The following is a 25989-nucleotide window of genomic DNA, read 5'->3' as shown; positions in this document are numbered from 1 at the left end:
TTTTATAGATTTATTCGAGTTCAAGAACTGTTTTATCACTGTATATTTTTTCGAAACTAACCATGGCCTCTACCAATACTGCTACGCTTGATAAGGGAAGTGCATTGTAAAGTGATGCACGGAAGCCGCCAACGGTACGGTAACCTTTAATCCCCACGATGCCTTTTTCGGCTACAAATTTTGAAAATGCCTGCTCTACTTCTTTATCAATTGCCTGAAAAGTAACATTCATCCGAGAGCGGTGTGCAACCTGCGCAGTACCATAAAAAAGTGGATTCCGGTCTATTTCGGCATATAACAGTTTTGCCTTCTCGATATTACAACGCTCGATTCCACTTACCCCACCCTGATCTCTAAGCCATAAAAGATTAAGCATGGCAACATAAATAGAAAATACTGGCGGTGTATTGTACATGCTCATGTTATCGCGAAATATACGGTAGTCCATCATAGATGGAATTTCCTTCTTTGCACGATCTAGAAATTCATTTTTAGCAATAACCAGGGTCATGCCTGCTGGTCCCATATTCTTTTGCGCACCTGCATAAATCAGGTCAAAATCACTTACATTAATTTTTCTCGAAAAAATATCTGAGGACATATCGCATACCAATGGAACACCACTGGCTGAAAAATTAAATATCTCTGTTCCTTCAATCGTATTATTTGAGGTATAATGCATATAGGCAGATTCGGCATCCACATCATGATGATCTGGAATATAGGCATAGTCTTTATCTTTCGAAGATGCTACAACATCTACTTCACCAAATAACCTAGCCTCTTTAATGGCTTTTATTGCAAAATAACCGGTATCGAGATAAGCTGCTTTTTTTCCTGCACTTAAAAAGTTCATTGGAATCATGGCAAATTGTGTACTTGCTCCGCCCTGTAAAAAAAGTACTGAATAGTGATCGGGAACAGACAATAACTCGCGGACCAGCAACTGTGTTTTAAGTACCACTTCCTCAAATTCAGGCGATCGGTGAGAAACCTCCAAAATAGACAAACCCATCCCATTCCAGTTGATAACCGCCTGGGCAGCTTGTTCCATTACAGTCGATGGCAATATGCAAGGACCTGCGCCGAAGTTGTGTTTTTTAAGCATGAGAAATACAATATTTGGTTTAATAATTTACGACATAAAGATCAGCAGTTAAGCAAATTATACAGTAACAAGCTATTTTTTTGATAAAAATTATTTTTTTCAAACCCCTTAACATCCCAAAAATTTGGTTTATTTGGCTAAGAAAACAAGCCAACAGAATATAATTCTTATTGGCATCCACAAAATTTCACTATTAATGTATTAAATACACTAAGTAACTTAATCAGTATTGACAATAAATTAACTTAAATATAATTAATTTAACTATTTTTAGTCTTTACAAAAGCGAACAAAAAATATACAATTATACACTAAGTATTTACATGCAGCCGCCAAAAGTTGATCAGACCGATATTGAAATCCTAAACCTTTTACAACGCGATGGATTATTAACCTACAAGGAAGTTTCGGGAAAGCTTAGAAAAAGCATGACGCACATAGTTGAGCGCATTAAAAAGCTCAGAACGAATGGCTACATCAAATCGACAGTAGCCCTAGTTGATATTGACAAGCTGAGATCTCATTTCATCGCCTTTCCACACATTCAACTTAACCTCCATTCAGAAGATGTGATCAGAGCTTTTAAAGCCGAAATGGATAAATACCCTGAAGTAATGGAATGTTACCACCTAACCGGGCATTTCGATTTTATGCTAAAGGTAGCCATGCCGGATATGGTTTCTTATAATAATTTTTTAAGGGATAATATTGGTACCCTGGCTTATGTGGGTAATATTCAGAGTTTTTTAGTGCTTTCGCAATCGAAGGCGGAGACGGCGTATGCATTATAGGTTGAATTGTTCATTGGTCATTGGTTCATTAGCTGGTCTCTTTAGTTGGTTAGCTGGTTAATTGAACTTCCCTGATGACGACTTTAAGCAGCACGCAACGAAGCCCGAGATCTATTGCAGTTGACTGGTTAAACAAAAAAACCGGAACAATCATTGCTCCGGTTTTTCCCTGTTGAATAATCAGGCAGATTACAAAGTAGCCATATCAATCACAAAGCGATAACGTACGTCGCCTTTTTCCATGCGTTCGTATGCATTATGAATATCTTTGATATCAATCATTTCAATATCCGAAACAATATTATTGGCGGCACAGAAATCAAGCATTTCCTGAGTTTCTTTAATACCCCCGATACCAGAACCAGCCAGGCTTTTTCTGCCACCCAATAAACTAAACGCAGCAATTTCTGCCGGTTTTGGTGGCACGCCTACACAAATATGAATTCCGTTTGTTCTTAGTAAAGAAAGGTACATGTTAAAATCGTGCTCTGCCGAAACGGTATCCAGAATAAAATCGAATGTACCTGTAGCAGCTTTTATCTGTTCAGGATCGGTAGTCACCACAAAATGATGAGCACCCAGTTTTTTAGCATCTGCTTCTTTTTTAGGCGAAGTACTTAACACCGTTACCTCTGCACCAAACGCTACACCAAATTTAACAGCCATGTGGCCCAATCCGCCCAAGCCTAAAACCGCTAATTTATGGCCTTTACCCACCTTCCAATGACGTAGAGGAGAATAAGTTGTAATACCGGCACACAATAATGGGGCAACCGCAGCCAGATTTAAGTTATCGGCAATTTTAAGCACGAACTCTTCCCTAACCACAATGCTATCCGAATATCCACCGTAGGTAGGTGTTTTGCCATCGCGTTCTAAACCATTATAGGTTTGCGTATTTCCTTCAAGGCAATATTGCTCTAAATCCTGCTTACAGTTTTCGCAAACCATACAGGCGTCTACCATACAACCTGTTCCAGCTAAATCGCCAACCTTAAAGTTCTTTACATGATCGCCAACCTTAACCACACGACCAACAATCTCATGCCCCGGAACCATTGGAAAGATACCTGGAAACCAATCGTTTTTAATCTGGTGCAAATCGGAGTGGCAAACACCACAAAAAAGTATTTCAAACTGCACATCATGTGGCCCAACTTCTCTACGCTCGAAGTTCCATGGTGCAAGATCTGTTGTTGGGCTTTGCGCCGCATATCCTTTTGTTGCTATCATAAGTTTAAATTTTAAAGTATTATACTCCTACAAATTTAAGGCAGAGTTGTTTCTTAAAATTACGCAATTCAAATAATTGATTATAAAATTCAAACAATTATTTAGCGCCGGGCATCCCTATTACGCTTCATCTACACCTTCATGTACCTGCAAAAAAAATTAACATTATTTAAGGCTTAGGGATAGCTTAATTATTTAATTTAGTTGTCTAATCAAATTAACAACCCATGAACTCCTCACCCACCCCCTTAAACAAACTGCTTAAAGGCCTGGCCTTAACTTGCCTGCTAGCACCAGTTAGCTTAACCAGTTTAGCCCAAAAAACGATTACCGATCCCTTGGTTGGCTTTGATGGAAAAAACCCGAACTTAAAAATTGTTAAAATTAGCCTGAGTGATACCGCAACCGTTTTAAACTTCGAAACCACTGCTCCTGCCGGAAATTGGATCCGCATTCCCAAAAACACCTATATACAGGTAAATGGTGCAAAGGAAAAATTGTTTATCAAAACCACAAAAGGTATTCCTTTTAACAAACAGTATATCATGCCTGCCAGCGGAAAAACAAGCTACGAACTTATTTTCCCAAAAATAGCTACCACAACCAGCATGATTGATTACGGCGAAGACAGCAGCGATGGCTGGAAAATTTACGACATTGAACTCATAAAAAAGCAAACACCCCTACCTCCTTCTTTGTACACCGAATGGTACAACCTAAAAAACAGCGATTTAACCATCGCTTTTTACAATAAAGCCGTGGTACTCGATCAGCAGGCTTGGACTTACCAGGCAATTACACAAAAGGGTGACCACTACAGCCTTACCCTAAGCAACAACAAGGCTACCAAACAAATTACCATAGAAAAACTGGCCGACAACGAGCTTAACCTAACCATAGGCAAGCTTTCAACACGCTTAAGCAGTAATAAAGAAAGCTGTGCACAGATTTTAAGTAAGGAAGTTTATCAGCTTCCGCTATTAAAAAACGACAGTGCTGTTTTTAGCGGATACATTAAAAACTATTCAGCTAAACTGAATACCAAAACCCTGATGCTGGCCATCGATAATATTATTACTGGCGAGCAGGAAAATGCCCTGGTTAATATTGAGCCTAATGGCTACTTCTACCGCAAAATACCAGTGTACCATCTGCAAAGGGTATTTTTGCGTTCTGATGTAGCGGATGAAAATGACATCTATCTGGAGCCTGGCAAAACACTCTTTGTGGTATTGGGAAATGGCCCCATTAAATATACTGGCAATGCCGCACAATTGAATGAAAATCTGAGGCAATTAAACAGTATCGACCAGTATAACTACCAGCGTATACAAGAAATGCTGGTGAACATGAAACCCAACGATTATAAAACCTACCTACTTGGCCTGCAAGCCATTGAACAGACTAAATTAGATTCGCTTAATCAACTGGGTAAAGTTTCGGCCAAAGCTTATCAGGTAAAGAAAAAGGACATTCTTTTGGAATATGCAAACCGCATAATGGAATACCACTGGAATTATGAATATGCTTACAGAAGTGCATTTAAACTACCAGATATAGCAACAGTTAAAGTAGAAGCCTACCCGGCCGATTATTACAACTTCATTAACAACAGCGATTTTAACAATGAGCTGAATGTGATTTCTAACAGTTACAGTACATTTATCAACCGGATTAAATTTATACCCGGCTTCAGAATGGACAGCTACACATACAATTACAAAGACATTACAGCTGCACTAAAATTGAGTGGCGGGCAACTGAGCAAAAACGATATTGCTTTCGAAAAATTAATCAGCGAAAATGGTTTAAGTCTTAGTACAGATAGTGCAAGCGCACCGATAATAAAAAAATGGAATGCAGATCATAAAAGCTTTATCAATGACTTTGTAAGCAATGCTTTTAAGAACCGCTACTACACAACTTTAGATTCGGCAACCGGTATTAAGCAGGGCATTTTGATTGATTTAATGCGATCGCAGGATATTACAGAACCCGTTGTATCTCAGCTAACTCCACTTGATACAAAACACCTTGCCTTAGCCAAACAACAGATTAGCAATCCTTTCTTAAAAGAATATATCGAACTAAAAAACAATGAAATCTTAAAGCAGATTGAAATCAATAAAACTGCTGGTGGATATTTTGTAAATGAAACACCAAAAGTTGAAGCCGATAAAATATTTGATAATATTATGGGCAAATATGCTGGCAAGGTTATCCTGGTTGATTTTTGGGCAACCTGGTGCGGCCCCTGCCTGAATGGAATAAAAGAGATAAAACCTTTAAAAGAAGAGATGAAAGATAGTAATGTGGCCTTTGTTTACATCACAAACGAAACCTCGCCACTTGCTACTTATCAGAATATGACACCCAACATTAAAGGCCAGCATTACAGACTTGACAATGATGCCTGGCGATACCTTGCCGACAAATTTAAAATTACCGGCATTCCACACCAGGTGCTGGTAAGCAAAGAAGGCAAGGTGGTTAACCCACATTTAGGCTTTTTAGACAATAAAGAGATTAAGCAGCTTTTAGAAAAACAACTTTAAGTATTGTTTAAAATCCAATTATAAAGCTCAATAGCCTTACGGTTATTGGGCTTTTTTCTTTTATTACACCCCATAAGTACCTGTTTTAACGAAAGCGAAGCACATTATTAAAAATAAATGAATAAAAATTTGCGTAGTTAAATAGCTACGTATATATTTGTAGTCAAATAGCTACATAATGAATTTAAGAAGAGATGTTTTCCAGGCCATAGCAGAACCTACCCGCAGGGCAATCCTTTTGCTGGTGGCCTCGCAGGCAATGACCGCCGGAGCCATTGCTGCAAATTTCGATACTGCCCGGCCCACCGTTTCTAAACACCTGCAAATCCTTACCGAATGCGAACTACTGGAGCAAAAGCAAAATGGCCGGGAAGTTTTCTATTACATTAATGCAAAAAAAATGAAAGAAGTAGCCGATTTTATTGAGCCTTTCCGCCAGATGTGGGATGATCGCTTTAACAAACTCGAATCAGTAATGAAAGCTTATCAAGTCAAAAAGAAAGACTAACATGGAACAGAAAACAAAGATCGATGCCCAAAATGGCAAACAGGAAATACTCATTACCAGAGAATTTGAGCTTCCGGTTGAACTCCTTTTTAAAGCTTATGTAGAGCCAGAAATTGTAGAACAATGGATGGGAACCAAAGTATTAAAACTCGAAAGCCATAAACATGGCAGTTATCAGTTCGAAACCACCGACTCACGGGGTAATAAACATGGCTTTAACGGGGTAATTCATGAATTTACACCAGAGCAGCAAATTACGCGGACTTTTGAAATGGAAAATACACCTTTTGGCGTGCAACTGGAGTACTTACAATTTGAAAAACTTACCGATGCTACCAGCAAGCTAACCATGCATGTGGTATACCGTTCGGTTGAGGTGCGCGATCAGATCCTGGCCATGCCTTTTGCACAGGGCATTAACATGGCACACAACCGTTTACAACAAATCGTTAATCAACTAAAATAACCGATCATGACAAAGAGAAACAAAATTATTTATTGGATTGCCACCGTTTGGCTGGCACTGGGAATGACCGCAACCGGAATAGTGCAGTTATTGAAAATGAAGGAAGAAACCGTTATGATGGCACACCTCGGCTATCCGGTATACTTCCTCACCCTATTGGGCATCTGGAAAATTTTAGGCGTAATTGCTGTGCTGATCCCTAAATTCCCTCTACTAAAAGAATGGACTTATGCAGGCTTTTTCTTTGCTATGTCGGGCGCTGTGTTTTCTCACCTGGCTATGGGCGATGCAACAAAAGACCTTTTTGGTCCGGTATTGCTTCTAATGCTCACCGCACTATCGTGGTATTTCAGGCCTGCGGATAGAAAAATTATTTTTGCTAATTTTAATCCATAAGTCAGCTATTTTAACTGAGAAGTGCATTTTCTTTAACAACAATCTAACTGAATAAAATAACATGAACCCTAAAGTTGATTTTTATTTTAACAATGCCAAAAACTGGCAAACAGCGACAGAACAGCTGAGAACAATTGCGTTAGATTGTGGCCTTACTGAGGAATTGAAATGGGGATGCCCGTGCTACACCTACCAGCAAAACAACATCGTTTTAATACATGATTTTAAAGAATATTGTGCCTTTCTGTTTTTTAAAGGGGCCTTATTAAGCGATCCGAATGGCATTTTAGTTCAGCAAACAGAAAATGTACAATCGGCACGACAAATCCGCTTTACCAAGGCACTCGAAATAGCAGAAATGCGGGCTACATTAAAAAACTACATTTACGAGGCTATCGAAGTTGAAAAAGCCGGTCTTAAGGTAGAATTTAAAAAAACCGGGGATTTTGCTATACCTGCCGAATTTCAGCACAAATTAGACAGTATACCTGACTTAAAAGCTGCTTTCGAAGCATTAACTCCTGGCCGCCAGCGGGGCTATCTTTTCTACTTTTCGCAAGCTAAACAAGCCAAAACCCGCGAAGCACGTGTAGAAAAATACATGCCCCAAATTATGAATGGAAAAGGCCTGGACGACTAAACATTTAACAATTACTGCCAACATGAAAAACAAAACACTATTACCCGAACAGCGTGAAGAATTATTGAACATTTTACAAACCCGTTTTGAGAAAAACATGAATCGCCATACAGGCATTAAATGGAATGAAGTAAAAACGAAACTCAAAGCCAATGAAGCAAAATTGTGGATACTCGATGATATGGAAAACACTGGAGGCGAACCCGATGTATTTGGCTATGATGAAAAAACAGGTGAATACATTTTTTACGATTGTGCAGCCGAAAGCCCGAAAGGCCGCCGCAGTATTTGTTATGACCACGAAGCCCTCGAAGCGCGTAAAGAACATAAACCAGCCAACAGTGCGGTAAACATGGCAAAAGACATGGGGATTACGCTTTTAACCGAAACCGAATACCGGTCTTTACAGCAATTGGGTAAATTTGATACTAAAACTTCAAGCTGGGTGCAAACACCTACCGACATCAGAAAATTAGGTGGAGCCTTATTCTGTGATTGCCGTTACAATACTGTTTTTGTGTACCATAACGGTGCCGAATCTTACTATGCAGCACGTGGTTTCCGCGGTTCATTAAGGGTTTAAAACAAGTCACTATACTGAGCCTGTCGAAGCTCGCTATCAAACAATTTTAAAACGTTTCGACAGGCTACCATTTTTCAATTTAGAGCTCTTGTTAAGCCCATCTCCTGACCCCACTATTTCTTTTTTTCATTTTGATAGCCAACCTGAATTGCTTACTTTCGTGTTTAGCAAGCCATCAAAACATGGTCATTAAATGCTAACCATCATGAATAGAAAAGTAATTTCGCCTCCAGCGCCTTAGTTAAAACTTATTGCCGTCTGCTGCAATGTGCTTAGGCACAGGCATCGATCTCTGCAATAAATCTATTTTCAATCTATTTACCGAATATGGAATAATATCGGGCTGAATAAGCTATGGTTAAAATCTATCAACAACAATAAGCCTGTTACTGGCTTTAACCCATTATTAACCTCTACCTGTTGCGCAAGGTAGACTACTTTTCTTAACAAAATGAAAAAAGCATATATACAACTTCACCTGGCATTGGTACTTGCTGGTTTTACAGGCATATTTGGCCGCTTAATAACATTAAACGAGGGTTTAATTAGCTGGTACAGAACATTTATATCAGCAGTTTTTATTCTGGTTGTTTTAACGCTAAGCGGCAAGTTTCAAAAAACAAGTTTATCTGAAAAAATTAAGATGGGAGCTGCGGGAGCTATCCTGGGTTTCCATTGGTTATTCTTTTACGGCAGTATTAAATATTCAAATATATCGGTTGGCGTGGTATGTTTTGCACTCACCAGTTTTTTCAATGCCCTGTTCGAACCTGCCATCAATAAAAAGAAACTTTCTATACAAGAACTCCTGTTAAGCGGCCTTACCCTTTGCGGCATTGCTTTAATATTCGGGATGGATATCAGCTTTAGAACTGGCATTATATTGGGCATAATATCGTCGATATTTTCGGCGCTGTATACCGTTTATAACGAACGGCTGGCTGGCAATTACCGCGGAGAAACCATTATACTATACCAAATGTTGGGCGGCGTTTTGGCTTTAACACTCATTATGCCTGTATTCTTATACTTTACACCAACTACCTCGTTATTGCCTTCGCTACACGATTTTGGATGGCTTTTGGTTTTAGCAATCCTGTGTACGGTGGTTATGTATCTGTTAATCATCAATGCTCTTAAGCATATTTCTTCGTTTACGGTAAGCCTAACCTTTAACCTCGAACCGCTTTACACCATTTTTCTGGCTATTGTTATTTATAAAGAAAATAAGGTACTGTCTGCCAGTTTTTACATCGGTCTGTTTTTAATTCTAACATCACTGGCATTGCAAATGTGCCGTGTCTGGTACAAGAACAAAAGGAGCAGGTTAACAATTGCGGGCCATTAGGCCAAGGAAATCGGCTATTTAGCGAGGCTGGATATAAATCTTTTTCCAATAAAAAATTGGAAAAAGCTGTCTAAACACCTTACATGGTGTTTAGACAGCTTTTTCGACAGAGGCTCTTAGAAGTCTTATCATTGCGAGGAACGAAGCAATCTTAATGCATTCGCTAAATAGTGATCGTTGTAAGATTGCCTGCCTGCTGCAGGCAGACTTCGTCGGCTCAAAAAGCCTTCTCGCAATGACGAATTTTAGCAACAAAGCTAAAACACCCTAATAAATACTAAATCTGGCTCATCCAGATATTGATATCGGCGGTTGAAGGAATATCGAGTTTTTTTCTGATCCGATATTTCCGGCTTTCTACCGATCTAACTGAAGTTTTGGTGTAACGTGCAATTTCTTTGGTTTCGAAATTCAGCCTGAGCAATACACAGAATTCAATTTCGGCAGCAACCAAAGTAGGCGCTTTTTCGAGCAGTTTTCTACTAAATTCTGTATCAAACTCATTAAATTTAATCAAAAAGGCAGGGTTGTTTTCAACTGCGAGTTGTACAATCTCTTTCAACTCCTCCATTTTTACCGGCGAGCGGTCTTGCTCATTCAACTCGATCTTTTTAACCAGCTCATCAATTTTTTGCTGTGCTTTATTTACCTCTTCCTCATTTTCAGCGCGCAACAAAAGCTCAGCCTTGTTTAATCTGATAATGAAAATAATCAGCAGGATTGCAAACAAAACAATTATAACAAGCGCACCGAGATAAAATTTGTTTAAGAGGGCAGTTGTTTCCTGATAATTCTTAAGAGCAAGCACCTTAAACTCATCGATCATCTGGTAATTGATGTCTTTTACATTATTTATAATATTCTCCAGTTCATTGCTGATGTGGCTATTGAGTATAATCAGTTCGTTCTGCATACTTAAAAGCTTCTCATTTTCACGTTGAAGCAATTTAAGCTTATTTAAATATGCTTTTCTGTCGTTATTACTGGTCTCTTTCTCTTTGCTTAAAGTAGCCTCTCTGGTACTTTCTTTTTTAGTAATTTCTACAGTGGATACCTCGTTTTTATTGGCTATGGCATCTTTCAAACGCCTAAAAAAGCCTTTTTTGGCCACAGGCTTGGCTTTTAGTACGGTATCGAGTTTTACTTTAACATTTCGGTCAAACTTATGCTCGGTAACTGTACTTTCTTTTAACCCCTTACTGGCTTCTTTATTAAAATCGGCATAAATGGTTAAAAGCGAATCAAAGCTGTGCTTAAGCGAATAAAGCTGATCAGACAATGCCGATTTTTTATTGTACCAAAACTTAACCTTTTTAATTTGTGATGCGGTAAGCTGCGAAGTATCTGCCTGTGCTTTAAGCAAAGTATCAATCATCAAAAACACCTTCGATATTTTGGTATTATATGAAGTATATTTTTTGCTTCCTGCATTGAGCATCGATTCCTGAAAATCGCCCTCTGCATGATGAATTAATAAGAGGATTTGCTCTGGCTCTGACTGGCTATGCTCTATATTGGTAGCCAGTTTAGAAACACTGCCCAATTTACCGGTTATTGTATTGAGCACAATCAAAGCTGCTCCTGCTGAAATGATGGTTAGGACTAAAAATATGAGTAATATTTTCTTTGAGATTGTCCAGGTGTACGTTAAATTCATGAAAGATCGGGATAGTTAAATCTGAATAAATATTTTTACTCAGCTTTATGAAAGCGATAAAGAGAGCAATTTTTCAAAAATTAATGGCTACTCATTTCTACTCAGGCTATTTTAACAATATACAGATTTCATCTAATACACTGGGGATGAAGCAACAACCCAACTTTGCCCAAAGTATTTTTTTTGCAGCTATTATGAAGATAGGTAATTCCCATTAAACTTTAAAAGTATATTCTAAATAAAAATCACACTATTCAAATATAAAGAACACATTTTTTTTCGCCGGTAAGGCAGACGAAAATCCAGCTCATTCCAGTCCCAATAAACCAAAAAAAAAACAATCAATCAACTGAATAATAATGCATTGCAAAAAAAACCAACATAACAACCCATAAAAACTGTTTTTTTTATTTTTTTAGAATTTTATTTAAATTGCAATTAATCATCCCGCTCTATGAAAAAAATCTCGCTACTCATTGTCATTTATGTATTTATAGCCCCTCTTGCGTTGCTGGCTCAGCAAAAAGATATTGGCGGGCTCGATCAGGATACGATCACTAATTTTTCTGCATATAAACGTTCAATTAGTTTTGCAGGCTTGTTACAAACCCGATTTGTAGGTTCGCTTACTAAAAATGTTGATGTTAACGGCAAAAATTTTGATCCGTCTGCTACCGGGCATGTTACCAACAGCTTTCTGCTTAAGCGTGCAAGGCTGCAGGTAAAAGGTACTGTGAACGATCATTTCTCAGCCAATCTGATGTTCAATTTCGCCGAATTTAACAGCGATCCCAGTGGAAAAGTATTGGAGAATGCATACGTTAAATATACGCTCAGCAAATATTTCAATGTGCAGGCCGGGCAGTTCAGGCCATTCTTCGGGATCGAAGATGCCTTACCTGTCGATATTATCAGAACCCTCGATTACTCCAACCAATATTATGCCTTTGGCTCTAGTGGCTGGCAAAGCTTTCAGATTGGCCTTTCGGTATTTGGCAACGTAACTGGTGATGGACAATTACCGGTAAGATATTACGCAGGCGTGTACAATGGCAATAACAGAAACCAGGCCACCGATAATGATAACTCGAAGAATGTATATGGCCGGATTGAAACAAGCATTACGAAATATTTTATTGTTGGTATAAATGCTGCTACCGGGAGTATGGGGGCGGGCACCGGCAATGCCTGGGGAGCCGATGTATTAACCCAAACAAAACTCGGTGGAGGCTGGAAGCTCTCGCTTGGCGGTGAATACAAGAATGGCACCAATCTTTCACTTTTTAATGGTCTTGTGGCAAAACCTTCACTATCTAATGTACGCATGCAGGGATTTTACATTTTTCCGGTATTACGCTATTCGTACAATCTGCCAAGAGTGAGGGCCATTGAATTTTCATCGCGATACGAGTATTTTGATGAGAACTATAAGCTGGCCAATACCCCAGACAAACCATTATCCCAAATGTTTCTTTAATATTTGCCGACGATTTTTACGCGGCCATCCAGGTGGGGGCCGCACTCGATTTGTATAAAACAGATGTCCCCTTAACTACAACCTACACCCGAAATCTAGCTTATATCCAACTTCAGGTACGCTTTTAAACTCCTAACCTATGAAAGAAATTAACTTACGTTCACTACTTGTTACCATTGCAATCGGCTTAATTATCTGGTTTATCCCTGCACCCGAAGGCGTTAAACCCAATGCCTGGCATTTACTGGCCATTTTTGCAGCAACGATTATAGGCATTATATTTAAAGCAGCTTCTATGGGCACAATGGCCATGTTGGGCATTACCTTATGCGCTGCTACACAGGTTTTAGCTCCAGGCGATCCGGTTAAATCTATTTCCAATGCACTGAGTGGATTTGGAAACGCTACCATATGGCTCATAGGTTTGGCCTTTTTTATTGCCCGTGGTTTTATCAAAACCGGTTTGGGTACAAGGCTGGCCTATAGTTTTATCCGCATTTTCGGTAAAAGTTCTCTTGGACTGGCCTATGGTTTAAATACTGCCGATTTGATATTGGCGCCTGCCATCCCCAGTAATACCGCAAGGGCTGGTGGGGTAATTTATCCGATTATGAAATCAATTGCGGTTAATATGGGGTCGGAACCAGAAAAAGCCGACACACACCGTAAAATAGGCTCTTTTTTAACCTTAAGCAGCTATAATGCCAACATGATTACTTCGGTAATTTTTCTTACCGCCACGGCCAGTAATCCAATGGCACAAAAATTTGCAAAAGACCTTGGGATAACCATCACCTGGGGTAGCTGGTTTTTAGCAGCAGGTATACCGGGCTTAGTTTGTTTTTTATTGGTACCGTTATTTCTGTATAAATTTTACCCGCCTGAACTTAAAAGCACAAAAGATGCTCCAGCCATTGCAGCCGCAAAACTAAAAGAAATGGGACCTGTAACCCTGCAAGAATGGTTAATGGTAGCTACTTTTATCATCTTGCTTGTTTTATGGATTTTCGGCAGTTTGTTTGCCATGGATGCCACTACAGGCGCATTGATAGGCTTATCTATTTTATTGCTTTGCGGTGTACTCACCTGGGATGATGTTAAATCAGAGAAGGGAGCATGGGATACCATTGTGTGGTTTTCATCTTTAGTAATGATGGGTTCTTATCTCAATTCACTTGGTTTTATTGGCTGGTTTGGACATTTGGTTGGTGCAGAGATGGCACATTTAAGCTGGCAGATGGCTTTTCCTATTATTATACTTGTTTATTCTTATTGTCATTACATGTTTGCCAGCGGTACAGCACATGCAGCAGCCATGTATTCGGTATTTTTAGCAGTAGGTTTATCTGTTGGAGTACCGGGCACCATGCTGGCTATATTTCTTGGGGCCTGTGCCACCTTGATGGGATCGCTAACCCATTATGCCCATGGCCCCGCTCCTATATTTTTTGGAAGCACTTATGTTGACATGAAAGACTGGTGGAAGCAAGGCTTTTTTATTAGTGTATTGTTTTTGATCGTTTGGTTTGTAGTAGGCGGTTTATGGTGGAAAGTGATTGGTTTATGGTAGCATAAACCAATTGTTTATTTTTTTAACATTCACCAACTGCATTATTATGAAAACAACCTCGCTACAGCATAAATTATGGATGTCTGCAACAGGCCTGTTCTTATGCTTCTTTTTAGTCATTCACCTGCTTGGTAACCTGCAACTTTTCCTCGATCCCGGAATAGCGCACGAACAATTTAACTGGTATTCCAATTTACTGGCGGGTAACATCATTATTAAGATTATTTCCTACATCCTGTATACATCGATTATAGGCCATACCGTTTATGCGATACTGGTAACACGTAAAAATACCGCCGCCAGTGGAACAAAATACGCATACGATAAACGCGGAAAAGCCAGTGTTTGGTACAGCCGAAATATGGGTTTACTCGGTACCATTATATTTCTGTTTCTAATCATCCATATGAAAGATTTTTGGTACCAGTACAAATTTACCGACCTTCCGCTTGATGCTAAAGGCAATAAAGACCTGTACACTATAGTAACCAAAGCTTATAGTGAGCTCTGGTATGTATTGGTTTACGAAATAGCTTTAATTGCGCTGGGTTTTCATCTTTTACATGGCTTTTTTAGTGCTGCACGTACCATAGGTATATTTCATCCAAAATATGTAAGATGGATAAAAGTACTGGGCTGGGTGTATACAGCAACCATTACCCTTGGTTTTATGGCCATGCCTGTTTACGTTTATTTAAATAGCCAATTATGAGATTAGATGCAAAAATTCCGCTAGGACCGCTTGCTGATAAGTGGAACAATTATAAACAGCACGCTAAACTGGTTAATCCGGCCAACCGGAAGAAACTTGATATTATTGTGGTGGGCACAGGGCTTGCAGGAGCCTCTTGTGCAGCTTCACTGGCCGAACAAGGCTACAATGTGAAGTCGTTCTGTTTTCAGGATACTGCAAGACGGGCCCATTCGGTTGCTGCACAGGGAGGGATAAATGCCGCTAAAAATTACAAAAACGACGGAGATAGCGTATACCGAATGTTTTACGATACGATAAAGGGTGGCGATTTCCGCTCGCGGGAGGCCAATGTATATCGGCTAGCCGAATGCTCTGCCGCACTGATTGACCAGGCCGTTTCGCAAGGCGTACCTTTTGCCCGCGAGTACGGTGGTTACCTCAACAACAGATCGTTTGGAGGTGTACAGGTTTCGCGTACATTTTATGCCCGCGGGCAAACGGGACAGCAATTGCTGCTAGGTGCTTACCAGGCACTTATGCGCCAGGAACATTTGGGCAAAGTAAAAACCTATACCCGCCACGAGATGCTCGAGTTGGTGGTGGTAGATGGCAAAGCCAGAGGTATCATTACCCGCGATCTGCTTACCGGAAAAATAGAGCGCTATGCAGCTAACGCAGTTGTATTGGCTACCGGTGGATACGGAAAAGTATATTACCTCTCTACGCTTGCTATGGGTTGCAACAGTTCTGCCATATGGCGGACGCACAAAAAAGGAGCCTTAATGTCGGGCGTGAGCTGGATTCAGTTTCATCCTACCAGTTTACCACAATCTGGCGAACATCAGTCGAAATTAACCCTGATGTCGGAATCGTTAAGGAACGACGGCCGGATTTGGGTACCCAGTAAAGCGGATGATACAAGAGCGCCAAAAGATATTCCCGAAACAGAAAGAGATTATTATTTAGAACGCCGCTATCCGGCGTTTGGCAATCTTTCGCCGCGTGATATTGCCTCGAGGGCCGCAAAAGAACGTATTGATGCAGGTTGTGGAGTTGGCCCAATGAAAAACTCAGTATGTCTCGATTTTTCAAAAGCCATTAGTGAACAGGGAAAAGATAAAATCAGGGAAAAGTACAGCAACCTGTTTAGCATGTACGAAAAAATAACCGGTATCAATGCATATGAGCAGCCCATGCTCATTTCGCCGGCAGCACATTTTACCATGGGCGGTTTGTGGGTCGATTACCAGTTAATGACCACAATACCTGGCTTATTTGCTTTAGGAGAAGCCAATTTTGCAGATCATGGGGCCAACAGATTAGGAGCAAATTCGCTGTTACAGGCCTGTGTAGATGGTTATTTTATTGCTCCATATACCATTCCCGATTATTTGGCTGGAGAGCTTCATACAGTGAAAATAGATACCGACCACCCTGCTTTTATTGAAGCTGAAAATAGCGTTAAAAAACAGTTAGATCAGCTTTTAAACATCAACGGGCATCTTTCGGCCGATTACTACCATAAAGCTCTTGGTAAATTGTTGTACAACAAATGCGGCCTCTCACGTAGTAAAACCAGTCTTTTATCAGCGATTAAGGAGATTAAAGAACTAAGAGCATCTTTTTATCAGGATCTTAAAATAACCGGAGATAACCAGGTAAACAGCGAGCTGGAAAAGGCAGGAAGAGTAGCCGATTACCTTGAACTGGGCGAACTGATGTGTTATGATGCGCTAACCAGAGAGGAATCGTGTGGGGCACACTTTAGAGAGGAATACCAGACAGCGGATGGCGAAGCGGTTAGAAATGACCGTGATTTCTGTTTTGTATCGGCCTGGGAATGGAAAGGCTATGACCAGGTACAGGAATTACACAAAGAGCCCTTGATATTTGAAAACGTTGATCTTACAATACGCAGTTATAAATAGGTTAATTTAAATTTCTTACTATGAAACTGAACTTAAAAATATGGAGGCAGGAAAACAGGGATAGCTCCGGAAAGATGACAGATTATCAGCTAAATGAAGTATCTGAACACATGTCCTTTCTGGAAATGATCGATCTCCTTAACGAAACCCTCATTCAAAAAGGAGAGCGTGTTATAGAATTCGATCACGATTGCCGTGAAGGAATATGTGGGCAATGTGGCGTGATGATTAATGGGCAGGCCCATGGACCATTAGCCAATACTACTACCTGCCAGTTGCATATGCGCAGTTTTAAAGATGGTGATACCATTTATATCGAACCTTTCCGGGCCGCTTCTTTTCCTATTCTTCGCGACCTTAAAATTGACAGGAGTGGATTTGACCGCATTATACAGGCTGGTGGTTTTATTACTACCTCAACCGGACAGGCTCCTGAGGCCAATAGTATTCCAATTTCGCACCAGATTGCTGAAAATGCCTTCGATTCGGCAGCGTGCATTGGCTGTGGAGCCTGTGTAGCCACTTGTAAAAATTCAAGCGCAGCACTATTTACTTCAGCAAAAATTACACACATGGCTTTGTTACCACAGGGAAAACTGGAAGCAGCAACGCGTGTAGCTAATATGATAAGCCAGATGGATGCAGAAGGCTTTGGCCACTGCTCTAACACTGAGGCATGCGAGGTAGAGTGCCCACAGGCCATATCGGTATTAAATATTGCACGTATGAATTACGAATACAACAAGTCTATGTTATTTAAGCCTTAAGTCTTGTTCTTATTTTTAAAGTAAAAAACAAACAACCCTTATATCAAATGGCTTTTCCGAATACTTTCCCTGAGCAAAATAAACTCATAACTGTCTTGTGGAACCGTGCGTCTTAAACCCTTTAATTTTTCAGGAATAAACCTTAACCTGATTTTATTATAAATACCCTGACAAACACTTACATGCACCGCTATTTCAGCAAGCATGCGTTCATATTGCCGATAGGCTTCGTTCAAATCCTGTTTAAATGCCTTTACCTCGTTACATTCTTCATCGCTGCTGCCTAATAAACGATCAAGTTCTTCCAACTGATCGAGCAAACCAATCAGATTGGCAACAGTACGTTTATTTATTCCTCTTAAACTCATAAATCATCTCTGGATTGCTATGCGCCATTAAAATCCGGCAACTGACAAACTGTGGTTTTTACCTGACCGGGATACAAAAAATGCAATGGTAGCCGACATCAGGCAAGCCAGAGCAGTTACAATAAAAATATTATTGCTATCGCCGGTAACGTCTATTACATAACCTAAAAACGGCTCACCTATGGCTGCAAAAAGATAACCACACATGTTCATAATGCCTACACCGGTACCCGTTAGCTTGTTACCTAGCATATCGGGGCTTAATGGCCAGAAACAAGCCTGTGGCCCATAAACAAAGAAACCTGTTAACAACATTAACACCCCGCTGAGCACGAGCTCTTGCGATGGTACAAAGAAAATGAGCAGCGATAATGCTGCACTGGCGGCCATACCTACCACGATAGCCTTTAACCGGTTTCCTTTAAAAAGTGTATCCGATAAGACACCAAAACACAGGGCCCCAATCGCCATACCGATCGGCAGCAGGAACGTAACCCAGATATTTCCGGGATTATCTTTCCAGTTTTTACCCAGAAAATGCACGGGCACCCAAAAAATAAGTCCGTAACGAGCCATACTCTCAAAGCCAAAAGCCAACGAGGTAAACAGAAATTTCTTATTCCTGAATGCCTCTTTATAGCGGTCGAGCCAATCTGTTTGCTCGTTTTTCGCCAACATACTTTCATCAAGCTTAGCTTCAGGCTTATCTTTGGCTATAATTAGAAAGATGGTCGCAGAAACCAATAGCAAGAGTACAGGGAGCCTGAAAAGCATCCGCCATTCAATACCTTGTTGCAGCAGAATGATAGAGATTAAGTAAGTTACCGCAGAAGATAACCCTGCGGCCATGGTATAAAAACCAAAGGCTTTTCCACGTTCATGCTCATCCCACCAGTTGTTAATTAGTTTTGCACCAGGGGCCCAGGCCATTGACTGAAAAAAGCCGTTGAGTCCCCATAATAACATAATTACTGTTGCACTACTCGAAAAACTTATTGCAATATTGGTTACAATAGAGAGGTATGCCCCTGCCACTACCATCAGTTTTGGGCTTAACCTATCGGCAAGGTTGCCATTAATAAACTGTCCAATTGCATAGCCGATAAGCATGCAAAAACTAATCCAGCCGATGGTGCTGTATGGAATGTTTAACGAAGCAACCATTCCCTTTACGGCCCAGCCAAAGTTGTGCCGGCCGGTATAAAAGAAGAGGTAACACAACATGGTTACCAACAACATCTTCCACTTTTGGCTTATTGCCTTCTCATTGCTCATTAGGGGTTATGGGGCTATATTTATACCAACGCGGATGGGCTTATTTGCCACCGCAAAATTAAAGGCACTTTCGGCATCTGTTAATGCAAACTCAGCAGAAACCAGTTCCTGGAAGGGAAACTTCGAATAATTTTTTTCTATAAATTTTACTGCCTGCACAAAATCATCGTAATTATAATTGTGAAGCCCCTTAATGGTATTCAGTTTCCTCACCACCTGCTCAGCATTAATGGCCACACTGCGGGTTTTAAATACTGCGCCAATCCAAACTGCTATGCCCCAACGGTTAATGCCTCAAGGCCCATTTCCATTGCATCTGGAGAGCCGCTCATATCAAAAACCACATCAATATCTGTTGGAAGCGTAGGATTTTGATTTAACAAATGCTGCACATTGGCACCGAACGCTTCAGCCAGCTTCAGGCGTTCTCCATTTAAATCGGCTACATGAATTTCAGTTGCACCATCTGCACTACACATGGCAGCACACACTAACCCCAATAATCCTACGCCTGAAATTAAGACCTTTTTCCCCTGCAGGTTGCCCGAAAGGCGCACTCCACCTGCTACAGTAGCTACAGCACAATTAATGGTAGCAGCTACCTTAAGCGGGATTTCTTTACTCAACTTTAAAACAGTTGTACCTTGCTTTAACACACAATGCGTAGAAAGTCCCCCGTGCAATGCATCGGTAGCAGTAACCTGCGCGTGGCCATATTTAAAAAGACCTTCGCCCTTTTGCGGCATTCCTGCCCTCGCTTTTTCTGAGTTGGCATCGGATGCAAAAATGCTCCAGGTTACCCTATCACCTATCTGGAGTGGTGTTCCCAAATAATCAAGCCCATTGTGACCAGGATGAAACCCTGCAATTTCGCCAACAATTTCGTGGCCTAAAACGGTTGGTACCGCCTCGTGCCGTAAGCCACAATAGGTATGCAAATCGCTACCACAAATGGTCGTATATAGGTTTTTAATTAGTATCTCTCCCGGTTTTAAATCAGGAATATCGGTTTTTATCTCTTCAAGAGCGGTGCCCGCTCCGTTGAAGACAACCAGAGTTGCTTTATCCATAAATTATTTTATACTTAGCGTTACTTTATCATTAACACTAGTTTAGCGTTACCAACCCTAAAGGGCCAATACCACAAAAGTGAACATCTAATGTTTAACAAAGGTAAACAAATGTTAATTTAAATGTTAACTTTTACTAAACATTTGTTTAGCATTACTAACATGATTATATTTGTTGCCGAAATGCTTTATTAGCAGGTTGAAATTACAATCTTATTTAATTAACCCCATTTAACAATAGCAAATGCGCCCTGAAATTAAAATGGTGGTGTTCGACATGGCCGGCACTACAGTAAACGAAGATAACCTGGTTTACAAAACACTAATGAATGCTATTAATGCAGCCGGATATTCGTACAATCTTGATCAGGTATTAGCGGTAGCCGCCGGAAAAGAGAAGAAAGAGGCTATCAGATCGGTGCTTAAAACTTATGGAGCAGATTTTAACGAAGAAATGGTTCTTGCCATTTATGATGATTTTATAACGCAATTGAAATCAGCTTATGAAACCGAAGAGATTTTACCACAGCCAGGCGCTACAGATCTTTTTGAAAAACTTAAAGCAAAGAATATCCGCACGGTATTGAATACTGGATATGACAGACCAACTGCAGAAGCCATACTTAACAGGCTTGGATGGGTACCAGGCAAAGATTTTGATGCGCTGATTACAGCCTCTGAGGTTGAACAGAACAGGCCTGAACCGGATATGATTTTACTGGCCATGAAACAATATGAAATTACTGACGGCAGTGCTGTGATGAAAGTTGGCGATTCGAGCATTGATATAGAAGAAGGCCAAAATGCAGGCTGTAGCCTGAGCATCGGTATTACCACAGGCGCACATACCAGAGAACAGTTGCAAAATGCAAACCCAAATGCTGTAATAGATCATTTGATACAGATACTGGATATTATTCCAAATTAATTTACACTAATTAGCGCACTCAATTAGCGTCCATTGGTATACAGCTCAACCTTGTTGTTTACTAATGGACGTTTTCATTTTTACACACCACAGCCGGGCTCATATGTCTAGCCAATAAATCTGCTTTTTGCCTTTCTCTAATCTCGTTTTAATGTTAGTATAACATTTGTGTCAGGCTTTTAAAAAAGTGCCTGTTTTTACTGTCCGAATGGTTTTAGATGCCTCACCGATCCTATATTTGTGATCAGATGATGAGGTTATTAAGAAAAAATTTATTGAAAAAGATTTTCGGCATTATGGTATTGGTCCTGTTTGCCACGAAATTCTTTACCAGTGCAATAACCATATTGTTATCTACCGATTATGCTTATGCCATTGAAAAAAGCGGTGAAGAAAATAAGGCAAAAGAAGAGGAATCTTTCGAAAAACTAAAAAAGAAACTGTTGCTTTACGAATCATCGGATCTGACTGGCTTAAACCCAACACCTGGCGATTGCCTAGCCATTAACCAATACCTGTACGGACTACGCCTATGTAGTTCGCCGGCCAGAAACGTACCTACACCGCCTCCCGATTTAACTGCTTAATACCAGGAATATCTTGTTATTCCAAAATGTTATTTTCTTTAAACCTGTTTTAGCAGGTGTTGGGATTGGTTATGTCCTAAAAAAGTTCACGTTTATCCCAGGCTAATCGATGTTGCATTGCAACCTTTTCTGCCTGATTTTAAGATCAAAAAAATGAAAAATCATACTGTTGCCGGCACTCCGTCGCCCTGGCAAAGATTGGTACGTATGCTCCACTTAGAGCGTAAAACCATCAATTACATTTATATTTATGCCATATTAATTGGCTTAATAGGCCTTTCACTTCCGCTCGGTACCAGTGCAGTTTTCAACCTGCTATCAAACGGGGCCATGTACAGCTCTACCTACATTCTTATTGCAGTAATTCTGGTAGGCATTGTGGTTGGTGGTCTGCTCCTTATTGGCCAGCTAACCCTGGTAGAGTTTCTGGAACAAAAGATTTTTACCAAGGCGGCACTGGAGTTTGCCTTCCGCCTGCCCAGAATTAAAAAGAAGGCTTTGGAGGGCGAAAACCCCACTGAGCTTGTTAATCGTTTTTTCGATATCCTTACCATTCAGAAAGGCCTTACCAAGCTCCTGGTTGATATTGTTGCCGCAGCAGTGCTGATCTTTTTCAGCGTAATACTGCTTTCTTTCTATCACCCTGTTTTTATGGCTTTTGGCACCTTCGTACTTATTGTTATTGCACTGATCCTGGTGCTGTATTATCGTCAGGGAGTAAGTACCAGCATTGAAGAGTCTGGCTATAAATACGAGGTGGTTGGCTACCTGGAAGATATTGCTTCTGATTTGGACACCTACCGGTCAAGCCCGGCAAAGCGCAAAGAGATTATCGAACGTACTGATAAGATTACCGCAAACTATATCCAGGCCCGCAACGACCACTTTGGCATATTGAAAAAGTTTTTTGTTAGCGCTGTGGCCATGCGTACCGTGCTTATGGGCGCCTTACTGCTTTTAGGCTCTTATTTCGTTGTAGAACGACAGATGACTTTTGGCCAGTTTGTAGCCGCTGAGGTAATTATTGTGCAGATTAGTTATGCCATCGAAAAGCTGATGACCAATTTAAACACGGTGTTTGATATGATAACCGGTAGTGAGAAACTTGCGGTAGTAACCGACCTGGAGCTGGAGGAAGGAGATTATAACCATGGGTAAGATAAGTAACAACCTGGCACAGCTCCAGAACTGGGAAACGCTTTCGGTACATGCCAACAGCAAAATTATAGATGCAAGGGGAACCAAGCGACTGGGCAGAATACTACTCTTTATCATTGCTTTTTTTGTGCTCCTACTTTTTCTTCCCTACCGTCAAACCATTCCGGGACGAGGCACTGTTACCGCACTACGGCCAGAAGACCGCCCCCAAACGGTGCAAAACCAAATTGGTGGACGTATAGAACATTGGGCAGTACGCGAAGGACAAGAGGTGCAAAAAGGCGACACCATTCTCGTAATTTCTGAAACCAGCCAATCGTATTTTGATCCGGAACTACCAACACGTTTGAAAGAACAGCTTGATGCCAAGCGGGGAAGCGAAACTGCTGCCGTACAAAAGATTGATGCCACTAAAGCACAAATGAATGCCCTTAGCGATGGTTTACACTTTCAGATGAAAGCCGCCGAAAACAAAGTGCTACAGGCCAGAAACTATGTGAGCATTGACAGTGCAGACCTGCTTGCAGTTCAAAAGTTTTACGAAACCACAAAAGTGCGTTTAGAACGCTATGAGACAGGATACAAAAACGGGCTTTTCTCGCTTACCGACATTGAAACCCGCCGCCTTAAACTACAGGAAGATAATGCCAAGGTAATAAGTCAGCGAAACAAGCTAAACAATTCGGCACAGAGTTTATTAAACGCTTCAATTGAGCTCGATAACATTAAGGCGAAGTACCAGGAATCGATTTCGAAGGCCCAATCAGACATGAGTTCGGCCATATCGAGTAAGGCCAGTGCACAGGGCGATATTGCCAAATTGCGCAACGATATTTCCAATGTAAGTATCAGACGAGGTCTTTATGTAGTGCGTGCACCCCAGAGTGGATTCATTGTTAAAACCTTAAAAGCCGGTATTGGCGAGAACATTAAGGAAGGAGAATCGGTAGCTACTTTACAGCCAAAATCGCCCATGGTAGCGGCAGAATTATATGTAAGCGCCATGGACGTACCCCTGATATTGGATACCAGCGATGTACGACTGCAATTTGAAGGCTGGCCATCGGTTCAATTTTCGGGATGGCCATCGGTAGCAGTGGGTACTTTTGCAGGTAAAGTTTTTTCTATCGACCGCATGAGCAGCACGGGCGGAAAATACCGTTTACTGGTGAGCCAAACCAATCCGGTTCCATCAAAAGACGAACCCTGGCCACCTCAGCTGAGGCAAGGTTCGGGCGTTTACGGCCGCATCATCTTGCGTTCTGTACCGCTTTGGTACGAAATATGGCGTCAGCTGAATGGTTTTCCGCCTAGTTTAGAAAAAGAACCGGCAGGCATTACTAAAGACAAAAAATAGGTTTGGAGGCATTAAAATGAACATCGTTTTTAAAAAAACATCAACAATACTGCTCTTCATCTTACTATCGTTTAAACTAAGTTTTGCCCAAATCGCTAGCAGCCCAACAGTAAAACAAAATACCGATAGTGCCAGGATTTTCGCCCTTGATGATTTGCAACTGATGGTTTTCAAATACCATCCTATCGTTAAACAGACTGCTTTGCTTAGCGAATCGGCACGCGCAAAGGTGTTACAATCACTCGGTTATTTTGATCCTGAATTAAAGGCAGGCTTTAGCCGGAAGTTATTTGGCAATACCGAATATTACAACAAATGGAACAATGAGCTTAAAATTCCCCTTTGGCTTGCGGGTGCTGATTTAAAATTGGGCTACGAACGCAATGTAGGTACCTATGTGAACCCTGAAAGCCGTACCAATGGGCAAGGTTTATCGGCTATAGGACTAAGTATCCCCCTTGGGCAAGGTTTAATTATTGATGCACGGAGAAGTACACTTCGCCAATCGAAAATAATGGTGCAGTATGCAGAGGCCGATCAGTTGAAACAGATTAACAGCGTTTGGTATGGTGTTGTTAAAGATTACTGGAACTGGTACTACACTTACAAACAATTTGAACTGGTTAATGAGGGGCTGGATTTGGCTCAACGTAGATTTAAAGCCCTCAGTGCACAAACGCTTATAGGTGATAAACCAGTTATCGATTCGGTTGAAGCTTATATTACGGTTCAGGAGCGGATTATCCAGAAAGAAAAAACAGCGATCGAATTGCAAAATGCCAGGCTGGTACTTTCTAACCATTTATGGAACGAAGCAGGCAATCCTTTGGAACTACCGATCGAGGCGGTACCACAAAACATGGTTAATAAAATGGACCGGCCCAATCCACAGCTGCTGGATACGTTGCTAGGTCAAGCTGCGAGTCAACATCCTGAAATCTTAAAATTACGCAGTAAGGGCGAGCAACTGGCTGTTGAAAAAAGTTACCGCCAGGAAATGCTAAAGCCTAAACTGAATGTTATTGGTAACCTCATCTCCGGCCGAACTGGTTTTAACAGCAATATACCGGGATATTATGATTTCAACTGGAGCAATTATAAATTCGGCGTTGAGCTCGCTTTCCCGCTTTTTTTAAGGTCTGAGCGAGGCAAATTAAGAGAGGTAAAAATTAAACAACAAGAGCTAAATTATGATCTTCAACAGTCGGGAAGGGAAATCAGGAACCAGGTAATGGCCTCTTACAACGATTTGTCGGCTTATTCTACGCAACTTGCAGTACAGTTAAAAAGCATCGAAAACCAGCAAATGCTTGTAAACGGTGAAAATCAAAAGTTTAATTTAGGCGAGAGTACGCTTTTTTTAATCAACAGTAGAGAAACCAAGCTTATAGAGATGAAGATTAAGCAGGAAAGTATGGTTGCAGGCTACCAGAAAGCACTGGCAGAATTATATTACAAGGCAGGTACGCGGGCCATGCTAAATTAGCAAAGGCTGTAATGATGCAGGCTGTAAAAGATTATACTC

25 protein-coding genes are annotated in these 25989 nt (G+C 40.8%); 18 read left to right on the top strand and 7 right to left on the bottom strand.

Annotated features, from left to right (window positions below; all coding sequences use genetic code 11):
* Positions 1-10: 10 nt before the first annotated feature.
* The gene (serC, locus tag G7074_RS18610; protein ID WP_166210474.1) at positions 11-1108 is read right to left on the bottom strand and encodes a 3-phosphoserine/phosphohydroxythreonine transaminase; all 1098 of its coding nucleotides are present in this window, start codon (positions 1106-1108) and stop codon (positions 11-13) included.
* Between the two features lie 323 nt (positions 1109-1431).
* Between serC and G7074_RS18605 the strand changes: the two genes are divergently transcribed.
* Positions 1432-1899 (top strand): Lrp/AsnC family transcriptional regulator, encoded by a 468-nt coding sequence (locus G7074_RS18605; RefSeq protein ID WP_124562635.1) that lies wholly within the window; start codon positions 1432-1434, stop codon positions 1897-1899.
* 189 nt (positions 1900-2088) lie between these two features.
* Here G7074_RS18605 and G7074_RS18600 read toward each other — a convergent pair whose 3' ends face one another.
* Positions 2089-3132, bottom strand: coding sequence for an NAD(P)-dependent alcohol dehydrogenase (locus G7074_RS18600; protein ID WP_124562636.1), 1044 nt, complete (start codon positions 3130-3132; stop codon positions 2089-2091).
* A 227-nt stretch (positions 3133-3359) separates the two neighbouring features.
* Between G7074_RS18600 and G7074_RS18595 the strand changes: the two genes are divergently transcribed.
* The 7 genes from G7074_RS18595 to G7074_RS18565 all read left to right on the top strand — a co-directional run bounded on the left by G7074_RS18595 (position 3360) and on the right by G7074_RS18565 (position 9628).
* Positions 3360-5687: a TlpA disulfide reductase family protein gene (locus G7074_RS18595; RefSeq protein WP_166210471.1), complete on the top strand. Its 2328-nt coding sequence runs from the start codon at positions 3360-3362 to the stop codon at positions 5685-5687.
* A gap of 178 nt (positions 5688-5865) precedes the next feature.
* The gene (locus tag G7074_RS18590) at positions 5866-6195 is read left to right on the top strand and encodes a helix-turn-helix transcriptional regulator (RefSeq protein ID WP_166210468.1); all 330 of its coding nucleotides are present in this window, start codon (positions 5866-5868) and stop codon (positions 6193-6195) included.
* A 1-nt stretch (position 6196) separates the two neighbouring features.
* Positions 6197-6661 (top strand): SRPBCC domain-containing protein, encoded by a 465-nt coding sequence (locus G7074_RS18585; RefSeq protein WP_124562639.1) that lies wholly within the window; start codon positions 6197-6199, stop codon positions 6659-6661.
* 6 nt (positions 6662-6667) lie between these two features.
* A complete protein-coding gene (locus tag G7074_RS18580; protein WP_124562640.1) occupies positions 6668-7057 on the top strand; it encodes a DoxX family protein in 390 nt (129 codons plus the stop codon).
* A gap of 61 nt (positions 7058-7118) precedes the next feature.
* On the top strand, positions 7119-7697 hold the full coding sequence (locus tag G7074_RS18575) for a YdeI family protein (protein WP_124562641.1): 579 nt from the start codon (positions 7119-7121) through the stop codon (positions 7695-7697).
* A 22-nt stretch (positions 7698-7719) separates the two neighbouring features.
* Positions 7720-8280, top strand: a complete 561-nt coding sequence (locus G7074_RS18570) for a DUF4256 domain-containing protein (RefSeq protein ID WP_124562642.1) — start codon at positions 7720-7722, stop codon at positions 8278-8280.
* Between the two features lie 451 nt (positions 8281-8731).
* Entirely contained in the window at positions 8732-9628 is an 897-nt protein-coding gene (locus G7074_RS18565) for a DMT family transporter (protein ID WP_124562643.1), read from the top strand.
* Between the two features lie 277 nt (positions 9629-9905).
* Here G7074_RS18565 and G7074_RS18560 read toward each other — a convergent pair whose 3' ends face one another.
* Positions 9906-11285: a sigma-70 region 4 domain-containing protein gene (locus tag G7074_RS18560; RefSeq protein ID WP_124562644.1), complete on the bottom strand. Its 1380-nt coding sequence runs from the start codon at positions 11283-11285 to the stop codon at positions 9906-9908.
* A gap of 454 nt (positions 11286-11739) precedes the next feature.
* Here G7074_RS18560 and G7074_RS18555 point away from each other — a divergent pair, with 454 nt between their 5' ends.
* From G7074_RS18555 to G7074_RS18535, 5 genes are all read left to right on the top strand, one after another.
* Positions 11740-12762 carry a porin gene (locus tag G7074_RS18555; protein WP_166210465.1) on the top strand — a complete coding sequence of 341 codons (1023 nt, stop codon included), beginning with the start codon at positions 11740-11742 and terminating at the stop codon, positions 12760-12762.
* A gap of 139 nt (positions 12763-12901) precedes the next feature.
* On the top strand, positions 12902-14332 hold the full coding sequence (locus tag G7074_RS18550; protein ID WP_166210462.1) for an anion permease: 1431 nt from the start codon (positions 12902-12904) through the stop codon (positions 14330-14332).
* Between the two features lie 46 nt (positions 14333-14378).
* Positions 14379-15044, top strand: a complete 666-nt coding sequence (locus G7074_RS18545; protein ID WP_166210459.1) for a succinate dehydrogenase cytochrome b subunit — start codon at positions 14379-14381, stop codon at positions 15042-15044.
* Positions 15041-16954, top strand: a complete 1914-nt coding sequence (locus tag G7074_RS18540; protein WP_166210457.1) for a fumarate reductase/succinate dehydrogenase flavoprotein subunit — start codon at positions 15041-15043, stop codon at positions 16952-16954. The genes G7074_RS18545 and G7074_RS18540 overlap by 4 nt, the downstream gene beginning before the upstream one ends.
* Positions 16955-16974: 20 nt before the next feature.
* Entirely contained in the window at positions 16975-17721 is a 747-nt protein-coding gene (locus tag G7074_RS18535) for a succinate dehydrogenase/fumarate reductase iron-sulfur subunit (RefSeq protein WP_124562649.1), read from the top strand.
* A gap of 38 nt (positions 17722-17759) precedes the next feature.
* Here G7074_RS18535 and G7074_RS18530 read toward each other — a convergent pair whose 3' ends face one another.
* From G7074_RS18530 to G7074_RS18520, 4 genes are read right to left on the bottom strand one after another with little or no spacing between them, the layout of a single operon-like run.
* A complete protein-coding gene (locus G7074_RS18530; RefSeq protein ID WP_124562650.1) occupies positions 17760-18089 on the bottom strand; it encodes a hypothetical protein in 330 nt (109 codons plus the stop codon).
* A gap of 27 nt (positions 18090-18116) precedes the next feature.
* Positions 18117-19364, bottom strand: coding sequence for an MFS transporter (locus tag G7074_RS18525; RefSeq protein WP_233603994.1), 1248 nt, complete (start codon positions 19362-19364; stop codon positions 18117-18119).
* Positions 19365-19370: 6 nt separating this feature from the next.
* Positions 19371-19601 carry a hypothetical protein gene (locus tag G7074_RS26750; RefSeq protein WP_205944091.1) on the bottom strand — a complete coding sequence of 77 codons (231 nt, stop codon included), beginning with the start codon at positions 19599-19601 and terminating at the stop codon, positions 19371-19373.
* Positions 19602-19636: 35 nt separating this feature from the next.
* Positions 19637-20434 carry an alcohol dehydrogenase catalytic domain-containing protein gene (locus G7074_RS18520; RefSeq protein ID WP_205944090.1) on the bottom strand — a complete coding sequence of 266 codons (798 nt, stop codon included), beginning with the start codon at positions 20432-20434 and terminating at the stop codon, positions 19637-19639.
* 244 nt (positions 20435-20678) lie between these two features.
* Here G7074_RS18520 and G7074_RS18515 point away from each other — a divergent pair, with 244 nt between their 5' ends.
* The 5 genes from G7074_RS18515 (at position 20679) to G7074_RS18495 (ending at position 25950) form a co-directional block, all read left to right on the top strand.
* Entirely contained in the window at positions 20679-21362 is a 684-nt protein-coding gene (locus G7074_RS18515) for a phosphonatase-like hydrolase (protein WP_124562652.1), read from the top strand.
* 275 nt (positions 21363-21637) lie between these two features.
* Positions 21638-21949, top strand: coding sequence for a hypothetical protein (locus G7074_RS18510; protein ID WP_124562653.1), 312 nt, complete (start codon positions 21638-21640; stop codon positions 21947-21949).
* Positions 21950-22102: 153 nt separating this feature from the next.
* Positions 22103-23107, top strand: coding sequence for an ABC transporter ATP-binding protein (locus tag G7074_RS18505; RefSeq protein ID WP_166210452.1), 1005 nt, complete (start codon positions 22103-22105; stop codon positions 23105-23107).
* Complete coding sequence (locus G7074_RS18500) at positions 23100-24464, top strand: HlyD family secretion protein (protein ID WP_124562655.1); 1365 nt, start codon at positions 23100-23102, stop codon at positions 24462-24464. The genes G7074_RS18505 and G7074_RS18500 overlap by 8 nt, the downstream gene beginning before the upstream one ends.
* Before the next feature lie 16 nt (positions 24465-24480).
* A complete protein-coding gene (locus tag G7074_RS18495; protein ID WP_124562656.1) occupies positions 24481-25950 on the top strand; it encodes a TolC family protein in 1470 nt (489 codons plus the stop codon).
* Positions 25951-25989: the final 39 nt, after the last annotated feature.

This window comes from Pedobacter sp. HDW13 (assembly GCF_011303555.1).
GTDB lineage: Bacteria > Bacteroidota > Bacteroidia > Sphingobacteriales > Sphingobacteriaceae > Pedobacter.
This window is presented reverse-complemented; position numbering and strand designations above follow the sequence as displayed.

Bases quoted from the DNA above. Each gene is read 5' to 3' on its own strand.
- G7074_RS18505 (WP_166210452.1), top strand. From the start codon at position 22,103: ATGAAAAATCATACTGTTGCCGGCACTCCGTCGCCCTGGCAAAGATTG.
- G7074_RS18545 (WP_166210459.1), top strand. From the start codon at position 14,379: ATGAAAACAACCTCGCTACAGCATAAATTATGGATGTCTGCAACAGGC.
- G7074_RS18555 (WP_166210465.1), top strand. From the start codon at position 11,740: ATGAAAAAAATCTCGCTACTCATTGTCATTTATGTATTTATAGCCCCT.
- G7074_RS18565 (WP_124562643.1), top strand. From the start codon at position 8,732: ATGAAAAAAGCATATATACAACTTCACCTGGCATTGGTACTTGCTGGT.
- G7074_RS18595 (WP_166210471.1), top strand. From the start codon at position 3,360: ATGAACTCCTCACCCACCCCCTTAAACAAACTGCTTAAAGGCCTGGCC.
- G7074_RS18550 (WP_166210462.1), top strand. From the start codon at position 12,902: ATGAAAGAAATTAACTTACGTTCACTACTTGTTACCATTGCAATCGGC.
- G7074_RS18560 (WP_124562644.1), bottom strand. From the start codon at position 11,285: ATGAATTTAACGTACACCTGGACAATCTCAAAGAAAATATTACTCATA.
- G7074_RS18585 (WP_124562639.1), top strand. From the start codon at position 6,197: ATGGAACAGAAAACAAAGATCGATGCCCAAAATGGCAAACAGGAAATA.
- G7074_RS18515 (WP_124562652.1), top strand. From the start codon at position 20,679: ATGCGCCCTGAAATTAAAATGGTGGTGTTCGACATGGCCGGCACTACA.
- G7074_RS18580 (WP_124562640.1), top strand. From the start codon at position 6,668: ATGACAAAGAGAAACAAAATTATTTATTGGATTGCCACCGTTTGGCTG.
- G7074_RS18495 (WP_124562656.1), top strand. From the start codon at position 24,481: ATGAACATCGTTTTTAAAAAAACATCAACAATACTGCTCTTCATCTTA.
- serC (WP_166210474.1), bottom strand. From the start codon at position 1,108: ATGCTTAAAAAACACAACTTCGGCGCAGGTCCTTGCATATTGCCATCG.
- G7074_RS18500 (WP_124562655.1), top strand. From the start codon at position 23,100: ATGGGTAAGATAAGTAACAACCTGGCACAGCTCCAGAACTGGGAAACG.
- G7074_RS18570 (WP_124562642.1), top strand. From the start codon at position 7,720: ATGAAAAACAAAACACTATTACCCGAACAGCGTGAAGAATTATTGAAC.
- G7074_RS18605 (WP_124562635.1), top strand. From the start codon at position 1,432: ATGCAGCCGCCAAAAGTTGATCAGACCGATATTGAAATCCTAAACCTT.
- G7074_RS18600 (WP_124562636.1), bottom strand. From the start codon at position 3,132: ATGATAGCAACAAAAGGATATGCGGCGCAAAGCCCAACAACAGATCTT.
- G7074_RS18535 (WP_124562649.1), top strand. From the start codon at position 16,975: ATGAAACTGAACTTAAAAATATGGAGGCAGGAAAACAGGGATAGCTCC.
- G7074_RS18540 (WP_166210457.1), top strand. From the start codon at position 15,041: ATGAGATTAGATGCAAAAATTCCGCTAGGACCGCTTGCTGATAAGTGG.
- G7074_RS18525 (WP_233603994.1), bottom strand. From the start codon at position 19,364: ATGAGCAATGAGAAGGCAATAAGCCAAAAGTGGAAGATGTTGTTGGTA.
- G7074_RS18575 (WP_124562641.1), top strand. From the start codon at position 7,119: ATGAACCCTAAAGTTGATTTTTATTTTAACAATGCCAAAAACTGGCAA.
- G7074_RS18520 (WP_205944090.1), bottom strand. From the start codon at position 20,434: ATGGATAAAGCAACTCTGGTTGTCTTCAACGGAGCGGGCACCGCTCTT.
- G7074_RS18590 (WP_166210468.1), top strand. From the start codon at position 5,866: ATGAATTTAAGAAGAGATGTTTTCCAGGCCATAGCAGAACCTACCCGC.
- G7074_RS18530 (WP_124562650.1), bottom strand. From the start codon at position 18,089: ATGAGTTTAAGAGGAATAAATAAACGTACTGTTGCCAATCTGATTGGT.